The organism is Photobacterium sp. HL06 (assembly GCF_059552575.1).
The window spans coordinates 1501174-1526409 of record NZ_CM183914.1 but is presented as its reverse complement, the minus strand read 5'-3'; the positions used below and the strand labels follow the sequence as shown (position 1 = coordinate 1526409).

Genomic DNA, 25236 nt, shown 5'->3' with positions numbered 1-25236 from the left:
TGCTCCCCCTAACCGCGATTGCCTGAATGCTGGTCGCTAGCGGCAATTGTTACTTCCGCTTGCAATGCATCCACCCGTTGTTGCTGGCGCTGCATCTGTACCAATATTTCATCACTGGCCATCGCAGCCTCGGTAGGGTTGACCCCTGCGCCCGGTCGTACACGTTGTAATCCGCTGATCACAATCGTATCGTCAGGTAATAGGCCATCCTTAACCAAGCGTAAGCCATTATGCTTTTTCCCCAACGTAACGGGGCGGTACCGGACCTTGTTCTCGCTATCTAACACCAACACAAATTTATTGTTTAGATCGGTACCGACGGCTTTATCATCAATAAGAATGCCCTGGTAACTCGCGCTACCTGCCACTTTAATCCGGGCAAAGAGACCGGGAGTGAAACGCCCGTCACTGTTTTCAAACACTGCCCTGCCCCGGATCGTACCGGTTTGCTCGTTAACCTGGTTATCCATAAAATCAATATGGCCGGCATTGGGGAAGCCTTGATCATCAGCCAAGCCCATCAAGACTGGTGATTTGCTGTCATGGGAGTCAAGCCGGCTGCCTTCACGTGCCAGACGCTTGTATTTCAGGTAAGTCTGTTCATCAGCATCGAAATAGGCATAGATTGTATCTGTCGATACCAGGGTTGTTAGCAGGCTCTGCCCTGCCGTCACATAGTTCCCTTTCGTGATCAAGGCGCTTGATACCCTGCCGGAAATCGGTGCTTTAACCTGGGTATATTCAAGATCCAACTGGGCTTGTGCCAATGCCGCTTTACGTGATTGTACCCTGGCGTTTGCCTGCTGCTGACTTGCAGCACGATTGTCGAGCTCTTCCTGAGAAATAGCATTCTTTTTTATCAGTTGCTTGCCACGTGCAAGCTGTCGCTGAGCCAGCAGCGCCTGACTTTGTGCATCAACCAGATCAGCTTTCAGACGACTTACCTGAGCTTCTAAGGGTTTGGCATCGATCAAAAACAGCACATCGCCCGCCTTAACCAATGTGCCTTCTTCGAAGACCACTTGCTCAACGTAGCCAGAGACTCGAGGCTTTAGTTCAACAGTTTGCGGTGCCTGCAAGCGACCTGTAAATTCATCCCATTCGGTGATCCGCTCGCTGATCACTTGTGCAACCGTGATCTGCGGAGCTGGCGGTTGGCCATGGCTGGCCTGCTCTCCAATCTGCGGCTGGCAGGCCACCAGCACACCAGCAGCTACTGTAGCTAGCACCAGGTTCCGTAATCCTTGTTGTGCTCTCATCTTATTCTCCATGGAATGTAGTTCTTATGGAGAGCATTCTATGCCGCCTAACACATCACAAATAATTTTAAATTGTTATCACACACATAAATTTTTATGATGTATTGACCAATACTAGCCAGCCAATACATAAAATACTATGATGTATCGCACTCCAATACATAAGCAGGGAGCTAGGTATGCGACCGCAAGAACTCAACCTCCTGGTCATTTTTGATACCATCATGACCGAGAAATCGATCACCCGTACTGCTGAGCGGTTATCAATGACACAGCCAGCGATCTCTAACGCGGTAGCCAGGATGCGGGGGGCGTGGAAGGATGATTTGTTTGTCAAAGACGGCCGTAATATCCAGCCAACAACTTATGCGAAAAACCTCTGGGATCAAATACGGGATCCTCTGCACGATCTAAATCGCGCTATTGAACCTGATACCTTTGAGCCCCAAGTCGCTAAACGCACATTCAGGATCGCCGTCAGCGATATCGTCGTAGATACCGTCTGGTTGGACTTACGACGTTATTTTGAAGAACACGCGCCGGGTATCAACCTGCATGCGGTTCCCTATACCATCATCAATGCCCAAAAAGTCTTGGATGATGCCGAAGTGGATTTGGTCATGGGGGCGACTACCCCGCTACCGGAAAGTATCCGTTCAACACACCTTCTCGATATCTGCCACGTTTGCGCAATGCGAAAAGACCACCCGTTGGCAAAACCGGATTTAACCATTGAAGAGTTTGCCAATGCCGATCACCTGCTGGTTTCGCTATCGGGCGATAGCTATGGAGCGACAGACAGGGCTTTGCACCAGCTTGGGATGACGCGACGAGTAGCCGTTACGGTCAATCACTTTGCTTCTGCAGCCCCCCTTCTCATTGACAGTGATCTCATTGCCATTCTACCGGCAGCAGCAACCTATAAGCACGTTGCCAGCGGTAAGCTTTCCGTCACCCACAGCCCGATAGAGATCCCCCGAGGCTCTGTTTCAATGTGGTGGCACAAACGCCAGGACAAGGATGCAGGCCTACAATGGCTGAGGGACCATATTCAGGAAAAATTCGTTACCCGGTGGAACCAAAACCTCCGGGAAGTCTTTGAGTGTGTCTGCTCGTAAACAAGCCGACAGCCAAACCAGCATTAGGCTGGTTTGGCGACTCCAAAAGGGTATAGTGATAAACCCTGTCCGCATTTATGCAATCCCAGATAAGAATTAACTTCCATTTTCGCATGGATTTGTTTCTCTACACACCAGCCCCTCTTGCCTTATCGATGACAGAAAGCGATAGTCTATACGCATAAATATTCACGATATTGTTGACACCTATCTACATTTGATGTTTGAATCAAGCTATCCCAAGTATTGTTGGGATCAGAAGAGGTGCGTTAACCAGGTAGTCTGCTCGAGGTATCCAAGTACCCGTGACCGCAGATAAGGGGGATTAACGCCGAGGTAAGTGTTTTGCGTTTGGAAGCAAGACTTACCGGTTGCTGAGGCTGAATCCTCAGGACTGTCACCTATGGTGGAGAGCTTCTGGTATTTGTGCTTTATTGCCCCAAAGTGGCTCATTGCCATTGGTGCCTTCGCAAAACCAAGCTCTCTGAACTGATATTAAAAAGTTCGGATGAGAGATGCCTAATCAAACTTCTATTTCTGCTCCCGCTGCCGGGAATGCACGCTTACAGCAAACTACTTTATGGACGGCCCTCATCACCCCGTTCCACGCCGATGAGTCGATTGACTTTGCTAGCCTGGCCCAATTGGCAAAAGAGCAAGAAGCGGCTGGCAATGGGATCCTGATCCTTGGCAGTACCGGCGAAGCATTAGCGATGACAGCTGCTGAACAGCAGGACGTGATCCGCCATATCTGCGCACTGGAGCTTTCTGTTCCACTCATGGTGGGCGTCGGCGGCTTCCAACTGCAACAACAGATGCAATGGCTGGAGTTCTTGGCAGGTTATCCTGTTGATGCCCTGCTAATACCGGTTCCGCTATACGCCAAGCCTGGTGCCGCTAGCCAGTTGAAGTGGTTTAACAGCCTACTTGATGCCAGCCAATGGCCATGCATGATTTATAACGTGCCTTCACGCACCGGTGTCGCCCTCGACGAACAAACCTTGAGTTCACTAGCTAGTCACTCCAACGCATGGGCTGTGAAAGAAGCCAGTGGATGCGTCGAGACTTTCACCCGTTACCACAACGCAGCCCCGTCACTACAGTATTTCTGTGGCGATGATGGCCTGCTGGTCGATTTTATTGCCGCCGGTGCCTGCGGCCTGGTATCTGTGGCCGCCAACGCCTGGCCCGAAGCCACTGCGCACTATGTGCGCCAGAGCTTTAGCCAACCAGCGCCAGACTTCAAGGCCCTATGGCAACAAGCCAGCAACAGCTTGTTCTGTGCCTCTAACCCAATCCCGGTAAAAGCCCTGATGCAGCGTCAGGGTCGTCTCAATAACGCCGGACTGCGTCCCCCGCTTTACATGGACGAGATGCAAGAATTAACCCCGATTATCAATGCCGATTTAAAAATAAACCAATGGATGGAAACATGTCTGAATCAGTAGTAGCCCCAGACTGGAAACTTTTACTTGACCAACTTGAGCGCGGCGAAGTGCGTACCGCCACCCAGGATCCACAAGGAGAATGGCACGCCGATGCTGGCGTGAAACAAGGGATCCTAGCCGCTTTTCCAGCTGGCGAACTCGTTAGCTTCGGGCCTGAATACCCTGGCGCAGTCGACAAACATAACCTGAATCCACGCCAATTCAGGCCGGAAGAACAGGTTCGCATGGTACCGGGAGGTTCAGCGGTTCGACGCGGTGCTTATGTTGCGCCAGGCGTTGTGATCATGCCACCGGCCTACATTAATATCGGCGCCTATGTCGATAGCGGTACGATGGTAGACAGCCACGCCCTCGTTGGCTCCTGTGCCCAAATCGGCAAAAATGTCCATCTCTCCGCGGGTGTGCAAATCGGCGGTGTGCTGGAGCCTGTTGGTCAAACACCTGTGATCATCGAAGATGATGCTTTTATCGGGGCCGGTTGTGTGATCGTTGAAGGGATAGTCGTCAAAAAAGGAGCGGTACTGGCACCAGGTGTTACTCTGTCTGCGGCTGTTGCTGTTTATGATCTGGTCAATGAGTGCCAGTTACCAAAAGGGGCACCAATCCCAGAAGGCGCAGTTGTCGTTCCGGGCAGCCGACCTGCCAGCAGTGAGTGGGGCAAGAAGATGGGTTTGAGCGTACAGTGCCCGATTATCATCAAATACCGGGATGACAGCAGCGATGCTTCACTGGTACTGGAAGAGGCACTGCGTTAATGGCACTGACTGAGCACGTTCGCAAAGCGCTGCAACTGGCCAGCGAGCAACAACCACACTCCTTTTATGCCTACGATCTTGATGGACTCGATCAACACTTGGCAAACCTTGCAGATGCGCCAGCCAGATTATGGTATGCCGTTAAAGCAAATCCGCTATCGTCCATCATCCAAACCCTTGACGCCAGGGGCTTTGGCTTTGATGTCGCGAGCTTAGGCGAATTACATCAGGTCTTGGCGCAAGGCGTCGACCCGGCACGTATTTTAAATACCGGGCCGGTAAAAACACCAGAGCACCTGGCCGAATTTATCGAGCATGGCGTCCGCATTTTTGTGCTGGAGAGTCACCAGCAGGCCGATGATCTGGCCAAGATCGCCAGCGAAAAGCAAATTCGCGTCCAGGTCTTATTACGGGTGCAACTGCCGTGGGCTCAAAATCCAGAAGACAAGATGAATGTCTTAGGGGGAAGCTCTCCAACCCCGTTCGGGCTGACACCTGAGCAGTGGATGCCGGATGCTTTCACGCTACCTGACGACTTTGAGCTGCTGGGCGTGCATTGCTTCCAGTGGGGCAATATCCTTTGTGCCGATACCCTAGTGCAAACCTGGTGGGCGGCTATGCCGCGACTTGCTGCCCTACTTGATGCCTGGCAAATAGAAGAACCGATTGTCGACTTAGGCGGCGGGCTTGGTATCCCTTATGCCGGACAACAGCAAGAACTTGACTGGCAGCAGGTTTGCCAAGGGCTAACACAGCTAAAAAGCGAGTTCCAGCTTGGCGAGTGCTGGATGGAACTAGGCCGTTATGCGGTTGGCCCTTATGGCTATTATGCGAGTAAAGTGGCCGACATCAAACATAACCAAGGTGTCCGCTTTGCCGTCATTGAAGGCGGAAGCCAGCACCTGCTGCGTCCGGCACTCACAGAGCAAGCATTCCCAGTTGAAACTCTACAAGCTGATGATTCGCTACTTAGGTCTTACCAGATCCACGGCGCCCTCTGCACCGGGCTAGATTGCCTCGGCAGCTTACAGTTGCCAGGCGGCCTGCAGCGTGGTGAGTGGTTGATCTTCTCTCAAGCAGGAGCGTATGGTTTTACCGAAAGTATGCCCTACTTCCTGTGCCACAACCTCCCTGCTGAGTTAACTTTCTCTCGAGAAGGTATGAAGGTTGTGCGAGCAAGTGCTCCAGCCAGCCATTATTTAGCTTAGGCAAATAGTGAGCTCAGGGGTAAATAGCCAGCCCTGTCACGGCTAGCAATTTTCAGCGTTACCTGCAACAGCATACACTTCTAACCACCAAGTGTTATGCTGTTGCCACAACATGGAAAGGAGCCGGATCAACATATCCGGCAGTGCAGATGATAAAAACAACTACTGTCAAAGTTGGCGAACAGCCAACCGGCGATCCGATGGAAGTGCCGGTGATCCATATTAAAGGTCGGGGCGATGGCCCGCGTGTTTATATTCAGGCCAATATCCATGGTGCCGAAGTGCAGGGAAATGCCGTTATTTACCAGCTGTTAGACCTATTCCGCAAGCATCCGCCGCAAGGGGATGTGGTAATGGTTCCTCAAGCTAACCCTCTTGGCATCAACCAAAAGAGTGGCGAGTTTACCCTTGGCCGTTTTGATCCGGTTACAGGTATCAACTGGAATCGCCAATATCATTTTAATAGCAGCCTGCTTGAACCTTTCAGCCAACAATACTTAGATGCCGACGAGGCCGTGATCCGTGATGCGTTTCGCCAAGAACTAAGGGAGCAACTTGAAGAACGCCAGAGCTCAGCATGGGGCCTGTCCTGTGGTCAGCATTTGGCCATCAACCTGCAGAAAATGGCCATGGAAGCCGATATTGTCCTTGACCTGCATACCGGCCCTATCTCTGCTCGCCATCTCTATGTACCGGAATATGCCCGCGAGCGAGCCCGCCACTTTAATATCCCGCTAAATATCCTGATCCCAAGTGACTTTAGCGGCGCACTGGATGAAGCCAGCTTTAGCCCTTGGTGGCAGCTAAGCCAGCAATTTGCCAAACTTGGCCGCAAGCTACCCGTGATGGTGGATGCCTTTACCATAGAGCTAGGTTCGCAAGAGCTGTTAGATGTGAACGCAGCCGAGCGTGATGCGCTAGGGATCTGCAATTACCTACAGCACCAGGGTGTGTGGCAAGACAATCCATTTATTTGTGATCCTGTCTCGCTCTATGCCTGTGATCTAAGTGACTATAAAGCCTATCACAGCCCGGCGGGCGGTCAGGTCGAATATCGGGCTCAGCTTAATCAGCCACTTGCTGCTGGTGAGCCCCTCGCTACCCTTTGGCACTTTAATACCCTCGGCAGTGAGTCTTGCCTAAGCCGTGATCTTACCCTGCCCTGTGACAGCATCCCGGTCTTGCACTTTGCCTCAGCAAGCGTACAACAAGGAACGGAGCTGTATAAGGTACTGACCAATACATTTATGCTTTAGGCCTGATAAAGCAGGCTTAGTGCCTTCGAATCCAGTATCACTACCTGATTTCTGGCTCTATGATTGAACTTTTTTCTAGGGAGGCTCTTTCCTCCCTTTTGAATATGATTAAAATGCTATCCCTCATCGCCAACGACTGTCATAAGAAAGCAAGGGGTACCACTTAAGTGTCTACTTTTGCACTTACTGCCATACTACAACAGCAGTTTCGACCACTATGTTTCGCTTCATATAAAGCATCATCCGCAACTTCCAGCAGTTTACGAGCAGAAATATTTGGATTAGGAATAACGGTAGAGACACCAACACTCACAGTAAGGTAATTGCTCGAAGGTGAAGAGCTATGAGGTTTACTCAATATCTCAATGCTCTCTCTGATACGTTTTGCGACTTGCATTGCCCCTTCACTATCGGTTTCAGGGAGTATAATGGCAAACTCTTCACCACCAATACGAGCAAACTTATCCAATTCACGCAGTGGAATGCTCGAAAGCGTACGTGCAACTTCCCTGAGGCAGTCATCACCAACCTGGTGCCCGTAGGTATCGTTGTAGGCTTTAAAATGATCAATATCTAGCATGATCAAGGAGAGAGATCTTTGGGCTCTCATTCCCCGCTTCCACTCCGCGTTAAATACCTCATCAAAACGCCGCCGATTCAACAGGCCAGTCAGGCCATCGGTGGTGGACAACATCAGTAGTTGTTCATTCGTTTCCTCTAGCTGCTGCTGTAACTCCTCAAGCTCAACAAGTTTGCGGTCAAACTCTTGTGTTTTTTCCCGCAATGCTTCTTTTTGTTCAAATAACTCGATAAACACACCAACTTTGCTCTGGAAGACGATGGGAACCAAAGGCTTCAGCAGATAATCGACAGCGCCGGACTCATAACCTTTAAATATGTGGTCGGGTGCTTTAGAGGCGGCAGTGACAAAAATGATCGGGATATGTCGGTTTTTCTTGTTTCCTCGCATCAATTCCGCAACTTCATAGCCATCCATGCCTGGCATCTGAACATCGAGAAGGATCAACGCAAAATCATGATCAAGAGTATGAGCTAACGCTTCCTCTCCCGAATTAGCTTTAACCAGCTCAATATTAAACGGATCAAGCAGCCCCTCTAGCGCTAATAGATTTTCTGGCTTGTCATCAACAATCAGTATCTTGGGAATACCCATAATTATTCAGTTTCGCAAAGTATATTCAAAAAATGACCAATCTCATTTAAAGGTAAGATGTGATCAACTTCTACAGCATCAATAGTTGCTTTTGGCATTGCATCAGACTCGGCTGTCTCAGGAGACTGCACGACAACCAGCCCTCCTAGCTGCTTGATTTTAGTCATTCCAACAGCACCATCTGAGTTGGCCCCAGTCAGAACAATTCCTATCAACTCATGTTGATAGGCCTCAGCGGCTGTTTCAAACAACACGTCTATGGAGGGACGAGAAAAATTCACACGCTCTTCTGTTGAGAGCGCGACAAACCTGTTGCACTCAACCAGCAAATGATAATTTGGCGGCGCAAAATAGATTACGCCCCCCTCGATTGGTTCTTTATCTTCAGCTTCTTTTACTTCCAACGAACAGTGATGACTGAAATGAATGGGAAGGTAATTTTCAGATGTCGGGCTGAGATGCTGAACAACCAATACAGGTAGCGAAAATGTGTCCTTAAGAACAGGCAGTATTTTTTCTAAGGCAGCCAGTCCTCCAGCCGAAACACCAATAACTACCGCGCGATATTGTCTGCTTTTACTCATCACCCTTCCTAAATTGTGCGTTTTTTGCGGTATATCTTTTCTCGCTCTGATACCACTTCAAACTTATCAACAACATCAGAAAACCTGAGACTCTCCTTTGAACCCAGGCAGAGGAATCCCCCGGGACATAAGCTATCATAAAACAACTGCAGTACCCGGTTCTGCAGCTCTCTATTGAAATAAATCAATACGTTTCGGCAACAAATGATATTCATCTCTCCAAATACGCCATCTGTCACCAAGTTATGTTGAGAAAACAACACCTTATCTTTAAGAGAGTTCTTGATCACTACATTATCATAATCGGCAGTATAGTAATCAGATAAGGAACCGGCTCCACCCGACTTTTGGTAATTAGCCGTGTACTCCCGAACAAGATCCATCGGATAGATACCTAGCTTCGCCTTTTCAAGGATCCGCTCATTAAAATCAGTGGCGTAGATCTGAACTCTATCTTTTATCCCTTCCTCTTCCAGCAAGATCCCCATCGAATAGACTTCCTGACCGGATGAACACCCCGCATGCCACACTTTGATAAAAGGATAGGTTTTGAGATGGGGGATGACAGTGTCGCGGATCCGCTCGTAAAACCAGGGATCTCTGAACATCTCAGTCACATTAATAGAAAGGTCAACCAAGACCTTATTAAAAAATGACTCCTCTCGGATCACCCGGTGCTGCATCTCCGAAAAGCTTCTCAGCCCCTCATACGCCCGCCGATTTTCCAACCTGCGCTTGGTATGAGCAAATGCATAATTCCTGAAATCATAGCCATACTTACGGAAAATGGCTTCTAGCAGAAGCTGGATCTCCAACTGCTCGTCTGAAATAGTTATTGTATTAGACATTAGTACAACCATACCCTTAGCATAGATAGCAGTTTGTCGGTATCTACAGGCTTAGCCAAATAGTCGCTGGCACCAGCCTCAATGCATTTACTGCGGTCACCTTTCATTGCTTTGGCAGTTAAAGCAATAATGGGCAGCTTCGCAAATTTCGGCTGTTTGCGGATCTCACGCATCGCCTCATAGCCATCCATCTTGGGCATCATTATGTCCATTAGAACGCCATCAATGTTGTTTTCCTTCTCAAGCTTTTCAAGGCTCTCGAGTCCGTTTTTAGCAATAATAACCTCCATGCCCTTCTCTTCCAGCACACTCGATAGCGCAAACACATTACGCATATCGTCATCCACCAGCAGCATCGTTTTTCCGCTCAAAACGGCTTCCTTATCATGGATCATCTTGAGCATACCACGCTGCTCTTCCGGCAGGTTAGCTTCAACACGGTGCAGAAACAGAGCTGACTCATCGAGCAACCGCTCCGGCGATTTCACCCCTTTGATGATGATACTCTCAGCGTAACGATTGAGCTCTTTCTCCTCATCACGCGTTAAGTCGCGACCGGTATAGATGATGATCGGCACCCGGGCTGCCGTTTCGCTCTTACGAATGCACTCCAGAAGTTCAAACCCGGACATATCACCAAGCCCCAGATCCAGTACCATGCAGTCATAGCTGCTGTCTTCCAGCTCCTGTAATGCTTCTTTACCAGAGCCTACCGCGGTAATGCTGATATCCCCGTCACCGATCAGTTCTTTAATACTTTCTCGCTGTACATCATCATCCTCTACCACTAACAGCCTACTCACCTGCTTAGAGATAATATCTTCGATTTTACCGAATGCCTTCTCCATCTTACTCACATCAACGGGTTTGGTCAGGTAACCGATGGCGCCCATTCGCATGGCATCCAGAGTACTGTCATTGGCGGACATAAAATGCACCGGAATATGTCTCAACTCAGAGTTGTCTTTGAGGCGTTCCATCACCGTCCAGCCATCGATGCCCGGCAAACCAATATCGAGAATAATGGCACTAGGCTTATAGTAATCGGCAAAGTGCAGGCCCGATTCACCATCTTCAGCAACGATACACTTAAAGCCTCGTTCCCGACCAAAGTCGCGCATAATCTTGGCAAAGGCACGATCATCTTCAATGATTAGCAAGCTCTTATTTTCCGCAGTTATCGCCTTGCGATCATCATCAACATACTCGCTATCCATGGGCGGAGTTTGCAGTGATTGCACCGCATTAGCAGGTAACAAGGACTTTGATTCACGAGGTTCAGTGTTTTCTTCTGGTTCAGCCTTTATGAGGGTTAGCGGCTTAGCTTCAGGTGTGGTATCAACAATAACTCCTGGGTTGGACAGCATATCATTGGTATGGGCGGCTTTGCCTTTATGTGCAAGAGGCAGCACAATGGTGAAGACACTTCCTTGCCCTTCTTCACTTTCCAGAGAGATAGTGCCGCCCAACAGGTGAGTTAACTCTTTGGTGATAGAAAGCCCAAGCCCAGTACCGCCATAGTTGCGGCTGGTGCTGCCATCGGCCTGCTGAAACGCCTGGAAAATAGCGGCTTGCTTATCTTTCACAATTCCTATTCCATCATCTTTAACCGCAAACGCAATCAGAGACTCAGGCTCAGCACTTAACTGCTTACATACCTGTGGGGCAGGCCGGGAAATCGCTAACTGCACAGCCCCATCATGGGTAAATTTAAAGGCGTTAGTCAGGAGGTTACGTAAAATCTGCTGCAGACGCTGAGAGTCAGTGTGTAAGGATGTCGGGGCATCGTCAGCAATATTCAGCTCAAACGCGACCCCTTTCTCATTGGCAATATCTTTATAAATGCGATTAAGATCCGTGATCAAACCATCGATACCCACCTCTTCAATAAAGAGATCAACCTTGCCAGCCTCAATCTTAGACAGATCCAAAATCTCATTAATCAACGACAGAAGATCCGATCCGGAGGAGTTGATCGCATTGGCAGATTCGACCTGTTTATCCGTTAGGTTACCGTCTCTATTGCTAGCAATCAGCTGAGAAAGAATAAGAATGCTATTTAATGGCGTTCTCAGCTCATGGGACATATTAGCAAGAAACTCAGATTTATATTTACTCGCAATTTCAAGCTCGCGAGCTTTTTCTTTTACTACCTCTTGCGCTTGCACCAGTTTTTCATTTTTGGAGAGCATTTCCCCTTTTTGCTCTTCTAGCGCCTTGGTGTGCTCCTCCAGCTCTTCATTGGTGACTCGCAGCTCTTCTTGTTGCGCCTGCAATTCCGCTTCGGATTCCTTAAGTATTTTAGCCTGCTCTTCAAGCTCCTCATTACTCACGCGGAGCTCTTCCTGCTGCGTTTGAAGTACTTCTTCCGATTTCCTAAGGGCTATAGTTTGTTCTTCCAGCTCTTCATTGGTCACCCGCAGCTCTTCCTGTTGTTTCTGAGCTTGCGCCAGTAATTCACGGATCACCTGGCGATTGTTAGCCGCATTAAACAAGATACCGACGTTGAGGATCACTTGCTCCACAAAGCGTCGGTGTAGCGAAGTGAATTGTTCAGACGTGCCAAGCAATACAGTACCAATCAGCTTGTCATCAATGGTGATAGGAATAGCCATGAAGTTTTGAGGAACTACTTCTCCGGCACCGTAATTGATGGTTGGTACATTATCTACAATATGGGTGAAAGTAATAATTTCATTTTCCAGTGCGGCCTGCCCTACCATGCCTTCACCCAACTTAATACAGTTAAAGTTCCCTCTGCGATCGGTAAACGCGTAACTTGCCTGCAACTCTAGCACATCCTCATTAGCTAGATATAAAGCGCCCAACTGGGCCCCCATATGTTTGCTAAAAAAAGTGATAAATCGAGTCGCAAGATCTGCCGTACCCAAATCACCACGTAACTGGTCGTCCAGGGCCTCTTTCCCCGATTTAAGCCAGTCTTGCTCTTGAAGATTGCTAGCCATATTGTTTAGCGCCTGAGCCAAATCTCCAAGCTCATCTTTACGAGGCAACTCGAGGCTTGATGTCAGCTCACCTTTCGCGATCGCTTGCGCAAAATGCATCCCTTCGATTAAAGGTTTGGTGATGGTCCGAGAGATAAATAAAGCGGCAATAGCAATCAACACCAACAGCAAGCTACCCACAATAGCCAGTGTCTTGTAAATCACATGTATTGGCTGGGTCACTTCATTTTCATTAATTTTAGAGATCAGATACCAATCAACGCCCGGCGCATTTACTTTGTTATAGGTCACCAGCACTGGTACACCAGCACTGTCAATATAAGTATTAAATCCTCCGCCAACACCGGTTTCCACAGCCTTGAGCCAATAATCAAGGGGCGGGTTCAAAGAGTACCCGACCACATAGCGCCCGTTACCCATCGTTTGCATATTGCTACGAAACTCGTAGGATCCATCCTGCTTATTGAAGCCTATCAGATAGGACTCCCCTGTTAGCCCCATTCCAATACGAGAATCGACAATCCGTGTGATAAGTTCTGGCGACAGTTGCAGAACCAATACTCCGATCATTTGTCCGCGTTCGTCAGAGATTGGGTGTGCGAGAAACGCTGTTTCACTATCTGCGGAAGGTTCGTAGGGTTCAAAGTCAGTCAACACTACTTTGCCTGTCGAGATGACTTTACGCCACGCATTGGCCAGTCCACTATTCCGGTATCTTCCGTGGGCCAGGTTGGTTCCTTCAATATCGCTACCAAAGAGAGAGAACATGACATGACCGTTATCGGCATCAAGAATATAGAGATCGCTGTAACCATAAGCTTCAACATAATTCTTGAAATGAGGAAGAAAGCCTCCGATTAATTGAGAATACGCATGAGATTTAATATCTATAGAGGAAGTGGCTCCCGTATCAATCCCTTTCTCATGCTGATTTAGCCGCTGTGATAGCTCAATGACGCGTTCAGAGTCAGCTAAAACATCAATATCCGCAAAACGCTCGTTGAAAAAGTCCTCAATATGCCCCTTTCGGATCGACTGAATCGTGATAAGCCCATCAAACGATTCTTCGATCAGTGCTTCAGTAGCAAGTCGACTGCTGAAATAAACCGCTATCAGCATAGGGATAACACCAGTGATAACAAGCAGCCCCACCAGCTTGGGGCGAATACGAAAATCGGCAAAGCGAATCATTGTTACTCCAAAATTTTAAAAGCAGCCCATGCGCTCAGATACAAGCGTTCAATCTATCAGGGAAATCTTGGGTGACGATGAGTTCAACCAGAGGGTTCGAATAGAGGCCTTATAAGTCGCCGGCATATTTTTCATAAATTCATAACTAAAATCAATAAGAACTCCGTAAGAGTGCGACTCAGACAAACGGTTAACTCTATTGAGATACGGTTAACACCCCTAGGTGCTCTTAATTGTATTAACTAAATATGCAATGTGAAGCAACTAAACATCACATTTATACGCACCCAGACGCACATAGACCCACACGATGGGTTTCAATTCATAACCTCGCACATAACATTTAGAACGGTCAGATAAGAAGAAGAGTTTTTTATCCACTACCCATATCGGATTGCTCTAAACGGCATCACGCACGAAAGAAGTAAACAGGAAGGTATGCAAATAGATAAATTAGAACTTACGATGCCAACACCAAGGCTCCCCTTAGCATCGGCACCGGGTCTTAATTATGGCCATAACGTTGCTTATACATAGAAGCCATGCTGACTAACCCAAAGGATATCAGCCAATTATCTTTACCGTTTTTTGTCACTATGGAATGCATAGCGACTATAGACCATACCCTCTTCCGTCACAGCTCTAAACTTAATTGAACGGGAATTAGTCACTGAAATAGGTATAAATACCCGGCCACTTTCACCTGTTTTAAATGTTTGCCTAACTTGAGGGTAATTCTCCAGTGAAACCGTTGCATTCGCCACTGGCTGACCGTTATCTGTCACTTTTACCCAAGCACCATTTGGTGAATCTGTCACTCTAATATCAGCAAATGATGTTGAAGAAAAAGCAATCACCATAGTCGCTAGAGCAATATGTACTTTTTTCATTTTTAGTTTCTCCACCTTTTTATCACACCGACTATTTCCACCACTTACTAAACAGTCCATTGCACGATGAGGAAACAACCGAGCTTACATTAAGCGTAGCCTCATACCGCTAAACGTATGTTGGATAGTGATAAAACTAGGTAAAGGATGCTTAACGGACCTCCAGAAAAACAATATAATATCTTATATTTCATATAGTTAATCAAAAAAAAGAACATGTACCAATTTTTCCAGAAAAAGTCTTAAACCATATAAAGGCTGATACTGTTAGGTGAAATGACTAACGCGATGTATGACATTCACACCATTAAAGCTGTGTAATTAATCTGAGAATTAGATTGAGAAACAAAGCCGCAGTCACAAAAATACGCTTTGCTCATCCACGCTTGGTTATTAATGATTTATTAATAAATTACATTTTATTCCTCACCCCACCTACAAAAAGTGATGGCTTTATCCATCCGTGTATGGTTTTTGTTATGAAATAACAACACTAAGCCTAATTAGTGTGCGTCGTTTCAAGTTTATTATTTTCTCCTCCCTCAACCTCATCCCCCTAGCCCTTATTAGTAAGGTTGATTTCATTATCAATAGTTCACTTATCATTTTGATAACAACTTTTTGTTTCCCATCGCCAATTTATTAACGACTAGTGGATTAGGACTGTGACTATAAATACTAAGAAGTTTAACTACTCAACACTTGCGAAAATAATCATACCGCTGTGCTCTGCGGCTCTGATTGTCGGTTGTAATGACGATGCCTCGTCTGATACATCTTTAAACCCAAACATCTCAGAACCCGCTCCAGTTAAGCCAATAATCGATCTACCTGCTGACGCTACCGCACCATCAGAAGAACAAATTGCAGTCAGTTATGTCGTTGACACTTCAGCTGCGGCTAGTTTGAAAAGTGGTGTTTCTAGCTACAACAGCTGGACGCTTGACTGTGATGGCATAGAACCACTTTCTGCAACTAGCTCGGATAAATTTGGCCCAATGTGGCTGGTCAATAAAGATGTACTCGACATTTGTAGTGAACTACAGATAAAAGACGAGAATCAATCACCTAAAGCGACAGTACCCGTTACCGAAGCCTCTCTAGGAAAAGAGTTTTCTGTTGTTAGCGTTGGCACGGAAACAGCAATAATTGTTGAAGGCTCGCGCCAAGACGGCTTGCTGGCAGCGAAAGGCCTTCCGCAGACTGGCACTGATGTCACTTTACCCATAGTTACCAACCCGGGTGATCTTCCCGAGCCACCTGCGGGCAAAATAGCCCTTCAGCTTTACGATCCAATGGGTGACTATGCCCCTTATGAAACCATGAACTTACACCTGTGGGGAACTGATACTACCCCTGATGGCGGTTGTGAGGGACTCAGTGACTCGGCCAGAAATGACGGTTGGGATGATATATCAGTAACACCAGATGATAGTGACGACTTCGGCCCTGTCTGGTACCTCTCAGCTCCTGACACAGAGTCAGGATGCTTCAATGTCATTTTCCGCAATGCTAACAAAGATAAGCTCATCGGCGCGGACATTAAAATTGATATCGCTTCTATGGGCGAAAACCACTCGCTAACGTTTATACCAGGTAGCTCAACTCAGTACGATACCCGGGAAGAAGCCTTTGAATTAGCCGGGCCGTCATCTGACTTTTCAGTTGATACTCTGGGCGCGATCATGCTAGATGACAATACGCTAGTATGGAAAGGTGGTGCAAATGCCGACATGGTTCAAATCATGTTCAGCCACGATGGTAACTACAAGGTTGAAGAAGAAATCCAAGGCGGAGAAACAAGGAACGTTGTAAGTGGCGCCTCTATTGTCCTCAAATCCGCCACGCTGACTTCAGAGCAAAAAGCACAATACCCACACCTTGCGGACTACCCAGCCTTTTCTCTGCCAGCGCTTCCGACAGGTATCGCACTTTCTTCATTGGTAAAAGGCAGCATGGTCGCGATCGCTTCCACCAGCGATGGTGAACTTCGCTCTGCCACCGGTGTTCAGTATGCTGGTGCATTGGATGCCCTATTTGCCCAAGAAGCCACAGAGCTGCAATACGGCCCTATTTATAATGATGACAACGTCACTTTCCGTTTATGGGCTCCGACTGCTGCTGAAGTTAAGCTGGTTATCTACAACAGTGATAAATCTGAAGCTCAACGCATCGCTATGGTTGAAGATAGCGCATCGGGTAGCTGGAGTATTGCTCTTGATACCGATGCAGTCGATGGGAAGTTTTATCGCTATGCCATGAAAGTATTCCAGCCTCGTGAACAAAAAAGCTACGATTATGAGGTAACTGACCCATACTCGGTCAGCCTTTCAACCAACTCAATCTATAGCCAGGCGATTGACTTAGACTCTGATGAACTAAAACCAAGTGGCTGGGATAGCTTAGAAGCGCCTCACTCGCAAAAAGGCAGCGACCTATCTGACATGGTGATCTATGAATCACACGTCCGTGATTTCTCTGCCCGCGACGCAAGCACAGAAAACAAAGGTAAGTACCTTGCCTTTACTGAACAAGGCTCCGTACCAGTTGATCATCTTAAGCAGCTAAGTGAGGCGGGCATGACCCACCTGCACTTAATGCCGGTATTTGATATTGCTACCATCAACGAAGATCCTGCCGAAGTTGCCAACATCGATGAACCATTTAGCAAGCTTTGTGAAGTGAACCCGGCAGTTAAACAATCTGAGTTCTCAGGCTACTGCGCCAGTGGCGGCACAATTGCAGATGCGTTTGCTGAGCTTGCCGACGAAGACAGCAAAGACAATGCGAAAGTAGAAGCGCTCAATGAATATGTTCGTAGTGTCGATAGCTACAACTGGGGCTATGACCCATTCCACTACACGGTGCCAGAAGGCTCTTACGCAACTGACGCTGAAGGTACTACCCGTATTTTAGAATTCCGTGAGATGGTGAAATCCGTCAAGGAAGACATCGGGATGAATGTCGTGGTGGACGTTGTGTACAACCACACCAATGCATCTGGACTGAATGACAAATCAGTTCTCGATAAGGTGGTTCCTCTTTATTACCAACGCCTAGTTCCAGATACCGGTACAGTGGAAACATCAACATGCTGTGATAACACGGCACCAGAAAATGCGATGTTTGCCAAGCTTATCGACGACTCTGTTCAGACCTGGGTAGAAGCCTATAAGATCGATGCCTTCCGTTGGGACTTGATGGGTCACCACCCTCTTTCTCAAATGCAAGGAACCCTTGAAGCTGCACGTAAAGTCAATGAAGAGGTGTACTTCTACGGTGAAGGCTGGAACTTTGGTGAAGTTCAAGATGACAAGCGTTTTGTTCAGGCAACCCAAAAACACTTAGGCGGCACAGGTATCGGTTCGTTCTCTGACCGACTACGTGATGCAGTCCGAGGCGGCAGCCCATTTGATGGCGGCGAAGGGATCCGCAAAACCCCTGGCTTTGCGACAGGTGCCTATGTACAGCCAAATGAACTAGTCGATATTGAAGCTGATGACAATGAAGATGGTGTATCTGATGAACTGGCACGTGCTCTTCATCAAACGGATCTAACCCGCCTGGGTATGGCAGGTAACCTCAAGGACTTCGAGTTCATTGACTCTAAAGGCGATGCCCAGAAGGGTTCCACACTGGACTACAACGGCCAGGCTGCTGGTTATGCAGAAGAGCCTTGGGAAGTCCAAAACTATGTGTCCAAGCATGATAACCAAACGCTTTGGGACATCAACATGTACAAAATCTCTCATGATACCTCGCTAGAAGATCGCGTTCGCATGCAAGCTATCGGCATGTCAACGGTTCTGCTAGGCCAGGCGATGCCATTCAACCATATGGGCGGCGAGCTGCTGCGTTCTAAATCGATGCAGCGAGACTCGTACGACTACGGTGACTGGTATAACCGTGTGGACTTTACCCTGAATGACAATAACTGGGACAAAGGCCTTCCAGCGAAAGACAAAGACGAGGCCAATTATGCTGTTATTGAGGACGTACTGACAGCAGATGCTCAGCCAGCTGCTGCAGATCTTGAGCAGATGTTTGAGTTCTACAAAGAGCTACTCCAACTGCGTAAAGCATCACCGTTGATGACGTTGCCTGGCGCTGACGAAATCATGAAACGAGTTGACTTCCGGAATACGGGTGAGAGTCAAACTCCGGGTATGATTGTGATGACCATTGACAATGGTTCAATGCAAACATCAGATCTCGATGATACGCTTGATTCCATTGTTATCGTGATTAACGCCACGCCTGAAGAGCAAACCACAGGCAGCTTCCTTGACAACAACAACGAGGCCATCGAGCTTGCTGGCTTCGAATTGAGCTCTACCCACAACCAGGCAAACTCTATCGCCGGCAACGCCAGCTTTGCTGACGGCAAGTTCACTGTTCCAGCATGGTCAAGTGCCGTCTTTGTTCAGCCACGTGATGGTGACCGCGGGTTAGGTCTGCCTGTTTCACAAAAAGCAGATATTCCTCCGTTTGGTGCCAACCAGGAAGTCTTTATCGCAGGTGGTTTCAACGGCTGGGATGCAGCAGGCACTAAAGCACCATACGCCGGCAAAGGCGTATACGACGCAACTGTAGGCCTTAGCGCAAGCACTGATTACAAGTTTACCTTTGGCAACTGGGATACAGCCTTTGGCTGCAATGGCGGTAACTGCTCTGTTGAGTACACTGCGCTCGGTATGTACACACTTTCAATGGATGCAACCGACCCAGAGTCACCGGTTATCAGTGCCGAACTTGAAGACGACTATACCGATATCTCTTGGTATATTCCGGGCACCATTTCAGGCGCATGGGACCATACTGCAGATCGCCAAATGACAGCCGATTCAATAACCGAATTCAGCTTCACAACAGCCTCTTTGACTGCTGATACTAAGTATGAATTCAAGTTTACCGGTGGTGACTGGGGTGTCTTTGAGCATGCTGCCAGCGACGTTGTTGCAGCAGAGAGCAGCCTAGTGTTCTCAGGCTCAAGCAACATTGAGTTCACTCCTGCTGAAAGTGGTATTTACCAAGTAACCTTTAATATTTTGACCAAAGAGGTCGATATCCAAAAGAAATAACGGCTAGTCCTTAACTTAAAGCGCCAGTTAATTTTAACTGGCGCTTTTTTATCCATCACTAATCCCCCTTCCCCCAAGCAAGCCGCACTAAAGTAATTCAGCAATAATATAACCCCGAAAATGAGGTTCCTTAACCTGCAATCTGATGCCCGTATTGCTGCACTAAAAGGTGCGTCCGGCGCAATAGAAAGCGCTAACGCTATTGTTTACGGAAAAGCAGCAATTGCAGGCATTGAAAAAACAAGCGGTGCTGTCGAAACAATAGCTACGATTGGTGGCAATATTGTCATGACTAAGGATAATTTAGAGAAAGCCCTAAACACCGACATGGTGATTATTGATGGCGGTAAAGCGGAAAACTCATCGGCGGTAATCATTGTCAATGAAGGCGAAAATTTTAAAGTTGCAGAAGGTCAATGCTACTTAGAGGTCGTTAACAGGCACGATAAAAAAGAGATCATTCAGACCTTGGTGAGTAATGGTTGCTAATGAAGGAAAGCCCTCAATTAAGGGCTTTCCTTAAACGCTTCCAATTTCCACACTATTTAAGCCGTGCTCAACAATATCAAGAGCACAACTGAAGATACCACTGTGTCTATGTGATTATTTTTATTTCTCGATAAAAATACGAGGTTATCTTGCTAAGGTTCTTTATTAAATATCACTAATAGAGTTTTCCATGTCGCTGAAATCAATATTAACCTGCCTATTAAAGCTAGGTTTAATGGCATGTAACGAGCGTGAGACCTCACCTTAGGCAGTAATTCAACCTCAACGTGCATATTCTATTGTCACGGCCAATATCATGCCCCCCTCTATTGAGAGGGGCTTGAGTAACATTATTCAGAAAGTGTAATTATTGGCAGCTCATCCCAGATTTTTGCTTCCTCTGGGCTCCCACCTGAAAAATTCCAAGGTCCACTTTCTACTTCTAGTGGACGGTAGGCCGCTGACAAGCCATCCAAATCCCACGTTGTAATATAGAAGCTGATGCTATCCAGTGAATCTGGCCGCCCTAGTGCATCACTGGCAAAATCGAAGTAGATGGCATTATTTTCCATATCAACAGATACACTTGGCGCAGGTGTGACAGTAGATCCCCAAGTATTTTCGGTGGCACCAACAGTGTCATAGATAGAGCTCTGCCAACCAAAGACCACAGCGTTTCTATTCCACTGTCCACTTGGCATAGTCGCATTGATTTTCGGCAACTCAGTCAGACCTTCAGAGGCTTCGTTTGGAAGACCTATGAAGATAGAAAAGCCTACATGGTCAAACCCATTAGGTGGCAACCAACTATTGGTGATTTTATCCATCGTTAACTTCAAGCGAACGTTGCTTCCCACAGAAAAGACTTCTGCTTTGTTAATAGCCAGTTGACTATTTACTTTGTCAAACGTTGGATCGGTAGGTAGCGAGTAATTGCCGTTGATCCCAGCAGAGCCATCTTTTGCATCGCCAGAGTCATCGACCTGTACATCTGGAGAGTCAGGCCATGCAAGATCAGAGGTGAAGTAAACATCTTCGGTGCCAGCATTCTCTTCAATAGAATAAATAGCGAACCGGTGTGCTTGCTCACCGATAACAAAATGTCTTGTCGACAACGTTGTTGACCAACCTCCCAAGCTATCTACCTGTATATCTGTTGCTGTTTCCAAATTACCATCGACAACCAGTTTAAGCTTAATGTCTGGGGTTGCCGTGCCAGTGATTTGAGTATCAACGGTAATCGTGACATCTTGCCAGCCATCATCTAAGTCTACGTCAATGCTCGGTTCTGCAACATCACCAAGACGGTGGGTTTTGAAGTAGATAACGGCAGACTTCGGCGCTAGCTCTAAACTCATGTCTCCATCAGCGTCAGTGGTAAGGGTTAGCGGTGCTTGATCCCAATTTGACTGCAGGCGTCGTTCAAAAATAGTCCCGCCAGGCTGCTTAACATCCAGTTGATTTAACAGCATTGGTGAAGACGACGTATTTAGCACAACTAATACTTCTTCGTTACCTTGCGTTCGAATATAACTAAATACCCCAGCCCCTGCTTTATCACTGGCAAGTACCTTGATATCGCCCCTAGTCATTACAGAATTTTGAGTACGAAGTTCAGCAAGATCTTGAATAAATTGATACATCTCACTGTTGGTATCAAATGAATCAACCTGTTGGCCGTCATCACGGTAACCACCAGCAAACATTGCGTCCCGGCTGGCAGACATCGCCTGCTCTGTCCCCTGATAGATAACCGGGATACCAGGCAATGTCATCATAGTGACTAACGCTTGCTTCATATCTTCCTTGCTGCCCTGAGACAAGAAGCGGGGCATATCGTGATTATCGATAAAGTTCGGCATGATATATGGGTTCGGGAACATCTCCATCATACGTTCAAGGCGATAACGCAAGTAATCTGTCGGTTGACCCGATGCAAATACCCGAGTCATGGTTGTCTGCAGAGGAAAATTTAAAACGGCGGTCAGCTGCTCCGGCATCCCATTCTCACCAATATAGGTCAGCATTTTTTCCTCACCCTCGGTATGATATGGCGTCGAGGCTTCAAATACTTCACCAAAAGTCAGGAAATTTTGCCTTCCGGTTTGCTTGGCTTGTTCCATAACGCCATCGTCGGCATGGAGAAAATCATTCCAAAAATCATGCTCTACAAACTTAACCGTATCGATCCGAAATGCATCAACACCCACTTCACGAATCCATTTACGGTAGCTTTCCTTAAGGTAAGCCCTTACTTCCGGGTCTGAAGTATTAAGATCATCGAGATCTGATAGCTGCCATTCTTTCTCTTGTTGTGAATTATTATGATCAGTAATGCTTGGTGCCCAATGATAAGACCCAGAACCATCTTCCTTACACTGATTCTTGTTAAGCGGATAAGGTAACGACTGGCCAGGGGCTAGCGGAGTATCGATCAACCTGAATCCGTCACAGGAAATGCTTGAATCATAGCCGTACGGATCGTCATAGGTAAAATAATTCCCGACATGATTAGTGACAATATCTTGGATTAAATACATATCACGGCTATGCAGTTCACGGGCCAGACTTTGATACGTCTCAAGATCGCCAAAATGTTCGTCGATTTTTTGAAAGTCTCTGGCCCAGTATCCATGGTAGCCACCGTAATTTTGTTCTGCATCCCACCATTGGTTGGCTATCGGTGGAGTGATCCATACAGACGTAGCCCCTAAATCTTGAATATAGGCAAGCTTGTCGTTAACGCCGAGCAAGTCACCACCACTGAATTTTTTATCGGAAGTCGGATTATATTCATCATGACCCTGATCGTTTAGCGCATTATTACCATCGTTGAAGCGATCGATCATCAGGAAATAGATAATTTGATCTTGCCAGTTTGGTGACGCCACATGGCTACCGTTTTCTTTAGGGGTTTCTATTGGGTTTTCTTTATCGTTTCCTGTGGTTGTAGCGCTTTGGCCTTCAGAATTACACCCAGACAAGGCTATTGCTATAGATAAAGGTAATATCTTTAGTTTGTTTAGACTATTATGCTGAAAAAGTGACATAGAATTGTCTCCGCTCTAGATAAGTGGAGGTACAATATTTTATTCTTTGGAACAATTTAGTGTCATATTGCGCCAATAACCAAGTGATTTAATGCCACTTAGTGCCAAATTTGAAAGTGGTAACACTTTTATAAGCCTAGTGGGGGAGAAAATTGGTATTTATGCTGATGATTAGCGCAGAGAAGCCTGTCACCTTCTTCCGAGGTAAGGCTAAAGGTACAATATTCCGGGTATTGCTCAATGCACGTTGATAAGGTCCAGACAGTATAGCCATCTTGTACCCCTACCCTGCTCAATCGAAACTCATTGTTCGATTTGTTCAACATACAATTTATTTGGCCTATATTTTCGTTTCGACATACAAGCTCAATAACTACACGAAATAGCTGCGATTCTTTAATAACGGTTTGGTTAGTAACAATAACGGTAGGGCTACCAATCAGGAGCCTACCATTGACGACATAATCTCGCTGAAGATTGTCATCCACATATTTATTTCCATCCACTTCATAGCTAAGCCTAAAAGTTAAGGGCATGGCTACCGGAAGGTTAGCTGTAGACCACAACTCCGTTCCCAAGTTAAGAAAGCCTTCAAAAAAAGCAGGATAGTGACGCCACACTCCATCTCGGTCTATACATTCTACCGACACTTTTTTTTCAAAAGAGATATTATCCACTTCTAGCCATACCCGGCCTTCCTTAGCGGTATGAGTGCCATCTTGGCCAATGCTTCCTCTTGCGTAATGCAATCGAATCGGGCTAGCCTTTTTCAGGCTCCTATTTTCTTTGCAGAGCTCTCTATACTTCTTAGGTGAAACAGGAAACCACTTACGAAAAGCACGATGAAAATTAGATGGATCATCATAACCCAGCTTTTCAGCCACCCTATTCGTACTCAAATCTGTATCCGCAAGTAGCTTAAGCGCCGCGGCTTTCTTCTCTTCTTCAATTAAAGATGAAAAGCTTAGCTGCCTGCCCTGCAGCCTTCTTTGTAAAGTCCGGGGGGAAACATTTAGGCGCGAGGCATAATCATGGATCCTTAGCGGTTGATCGAATTCATCCCTAATCAATGAACGTAACCGTGACAGTAGATCGCGCTTTTCAATATTTTGGTGGAGTAACAGTAATAACGTCTGTTTCGCCAATTGAAATAGTTCAGAACTGGAGGAAGAAATCATGTTGATTTCATCCAAATCAAAAAAGAGTGTAAACGATGGGCTATATTCACCCCGCAACAGTGGGATTGTATGGCAAGGGCCTTGATACCATGAGTGGCTAAAATGCGCTCTTGAAGACAGTTCAGAGACGAGATCGTTAGCAAGGGTAATTGCCCAATCTGGCAACTTGCTTTGATCTCCAGTCAAAAAAGGTATAGAGAAAAATCCAGACTTTACCTGTGGCTCGGCATACACACGGCGGTTGAACAACGAAATGGACTTACTCCACCATATCATCCCAGTCCGAATATCAGGAGCATGCAACAACAACAGCTTTTGTAAACAAAGTAACTCGCTTATAGACCACTCTTCACTGCCAATTCTAAAATGAGTTACACCAATTTGCTTGGCCATGACTGAAGCCAGAGTATTACTATTCAATGAAAACTATCGCCTTGAAGTTATTCCTAAGTTGTATAGTAACCAATTACAATCTGGAATAATGAGAAATGGCGTGAAGAGCTTTCCTGCCAGCTATCAAAATGGCCAGATCTTCAACCACAAGCTCAAGCCTGTGGTCCTTCTCTGTCATCTACCGAAGCTCTATAAACCACAGAGAGCGGGAAAAACGTTTGAGGAAATTAGTAGCTATGAATTGAATGCTGAATTTCAGGCTAAAAAATTCAGCATTAGACCAGCTTTACTCGCTAACTAATTTTGTTGCGAACAAACGAATTAGAGATCACGCTCCTGGCAGCACTA

At 46.8% G+C, this 25236-nt stretch carries 16 protein-coding genes and 1 riboswitch; of the genes, 8 read left to right on the top strand and 8 right to left on the bottom strand.

Going from position 1 to position 25236, the window contains the following annotated elements:
• Nucleotides 1-8: 8 nt before the first annotated feature.
• The gene (locus AC51G0_RS07200; RefSeq protein WP_496301373.1) at nt 9-1259 is read right to left on the bottom strand and encodes an efflux RND transporter periplasmic adaptor subunit; all 1251 of its coding nucleotides are present in this window, start codon (nt 1257-1259) and stop codon (nt 9-11) included.
• Nucleotides 1260-1438: 179 nt separating this feature from the next.
• Here AC51G0_RS07200 and AC51G0_RS07195 point away from each other — a divergent pair, with 179 nt between their 5' ends.
• The 5 genes from AC51G0_RS07195 (at nt 1439) to AC51G0_RS07175 (ending at nt 7044) form a co-directional block, all read left to right on the top strand.
• Complete coding sequence (locus AC51G0_RS07195) at nt 1439-2377, top strand: LysR family transcriptional regulator (protein WP_496301372.1); 939 nt, start codon at nt 1439-1441, stop codon at nt 2375-2377.
• Between the two features lie 251 nt (nt 2378-2628).
• A riboswitch (Lysine riboswitch) is annotated at nt 2629-2802 on the top strand.
• Nucleotides 2803-2892: 90 nt separating this feature from the next.
• Entirely contained in the window at nt 2893-3825 is a 933-nt protein-coding gene (gene dapA, locus AC51G0_RS07190; protein WP_496301371.1) for a 4-hydroxy-tetrahydrodipicolinate synthase, read from the top strand.
• On the top strand, nt 3810-4580 hold the full coding sequence (locus AC51G0_RS07185) for a 2,3,4,5-tetrahydropyridine-2,6-dicarboxylate N-succinyltransferase (protein ID WP_496301370.1): 771 nt from the start codon (nt 3810-3812) through the stop codon (nt 4578-4580). The genes dapA and AC51G0_RS07185 overlap by 16 nt, the downstream gene beginning before the upstream one ends.
• Complete coding sequence (locus AC51G0_RS07180; protein WP_496301369.1) at nt 4580-5788, top strand: PLP-dependent decarboxylase; 1209 nt, start codon at nt 4580-4582, stop codon at nt 5786-5788. The genes AC51G0_RS07185 and AC51G0_RS07180 overlap by 1 nt, the downstream gene beginning before the upstream one ends.
• Before the next feature lie 149 nt (nt 5789-5937).
• On the top strand, nt 5938-7044 hold the full coding sequence (locus tag AC51G0_RS07175; protein WP_496301368.1) for a succinylglutamate desuccinylase/aspartoacylase family protein: 1107 nt from the start codon (nt 5938-5940) through the stop codon (nt 7042-7044).
• Between the two features lie 163 nt (nt 7045-7207).
• On the opposite strand, the gene AC51G0_RS07170 is transcribed toward AC51G0_RS07175, so the two are convergent.
• The 5 genes from AC51G0_RS07170 to AC51G0_RS07150 form a co-directional block, all read right to left on the bottom strand.
• On the bottom strand, nt 7208-8218 hold the full coding sequence (locus AC51G0_RS07170) for a GGDEF domain-containing response regulator (RefSeq protein WP_496301367.1): 1011 nt from the start codon (nt 8216-8218) through the stop codon (nt 7208-7210).
• Between the two features lie 2 nt (nt 8219-8220).
• A complete protein-coding gene (locus AC51G0_RS07165) occupies nt 8221-8802 on the bottom strand; it encodes a chemotaxis protein CheB (protein ID WP_496301366.1) in 582 nt (193 codons plus the stop codon).
• A gap of 8 nt (nt 8803-8810) precedes the next feature.
• Entirely contained in the window at nt 8811-9650 is an 840-nt protein-coding gene (locus AC51G0_RS07160) for a CheR family methyltransferase (RefSeq protein WP_496301365.1), read from the bottom strand.
• Nucleotides 9650-13807: a response regulator gene (locus AC51G0_RS07155; protein WP_496301364.1), complete on the bottom strand. Its 4158-nt coding sequence runs from the start codon at nt 13805-13807 to the stop codon at nt 9650-9652. Before AC51G0_RS07155 ends, AC51G0_RS07160 begins: the two co-directional genes overlap by 1 nt.
• Before the next feature lie 578 nt (nt 13808-14385).
• Nucleotides 14386-14697 (bottom strand): hypothetical protein, encoded by a 312-nt coding sequence (locus AC51G0_RS07150; RefSeq protein WP_496301363.1) that lies wholly within the window; start codon nt 14695-14697, stop codon nt 14386-14388.
• A gap of 665 nt (nt 14698-15362) precedes the next feature.
• On the opposite strand from AC51G0_RS07150, the gene pulA reads away from it, so the two are divergent.
• Both pulA and AC51G0_RS07140 read left to right on the top strand, forming a co-directional pair.
• On the top strand, nt 15363-19778 hold the full coding sequence (gene pulA / locus AC51G0_RS07145) for a pullulanase-type alpha-1,6-glucosidase (RefSeq protein WP_496301362.1): 4416 nt from the start codon (nt 15363-15365) through the stop codon (nt 19776-19778).
• Between the two features lie 120 nt (nt 19779-19898).
• Complete coding sequence (locus AC51G0_RS07140; RefSeq protein ID WP_496301361.1) at nt 19899-20267, top strand: hypothetical protein; 369 nt, start codon at nt 19899-19901, stop codon at nt 20265-20267.
• A gap of 350 nt (nt 20268-20617) precedes the next feature.
• On the opposite strand, the gene AC51G0_RS07135 is transcribed toward AC51G0_RS07140, so the two are convergent.
• Nucleotides 20618-23317 carry an alpha-amylase family glycosyl hydrolase gene (locus AC51G0_RS07135; protein ID WP_496301360.1) on the bottom strand — a complete coding sequence of 900 codons (2700 nt, stop codon included), beginning with the start codon at nt 23315-23317 and terminating at the stop codon, nt 20618-20620.
• Nucleotides 23318-23445: 128 nt separating this feature from the next.
• Complete coding sequence (locus tag AC51G0_RS07130; protein WP_496301359.1) at nt 23446-24888, bottom strand: helix-turn-helix transcriptional regulator; 1443 nt, start codon at nt 24886-24888, stop codon at nt 23446-23448.
• Here AC51G0_RS07130 and AC51G0_RS07125 point away from each other — a divergent pair.
• Nucleotides 24887-25189: a hypothetical protein gene (locus AC51G0_RS07125; RefSeq protein ID WP_496301358.1), complete on the top strand. Its 303-nt coding sequence runs from the start codon at nt 24887-24889 to the stop codon at nt 25187-25189. The genes AC51G0_RS07130 and AC51G0_RS07125 overlap by 2 nt on opposite strands.
• Nucleotides 25190-25236: the final 47 nt, after the last annotated feature.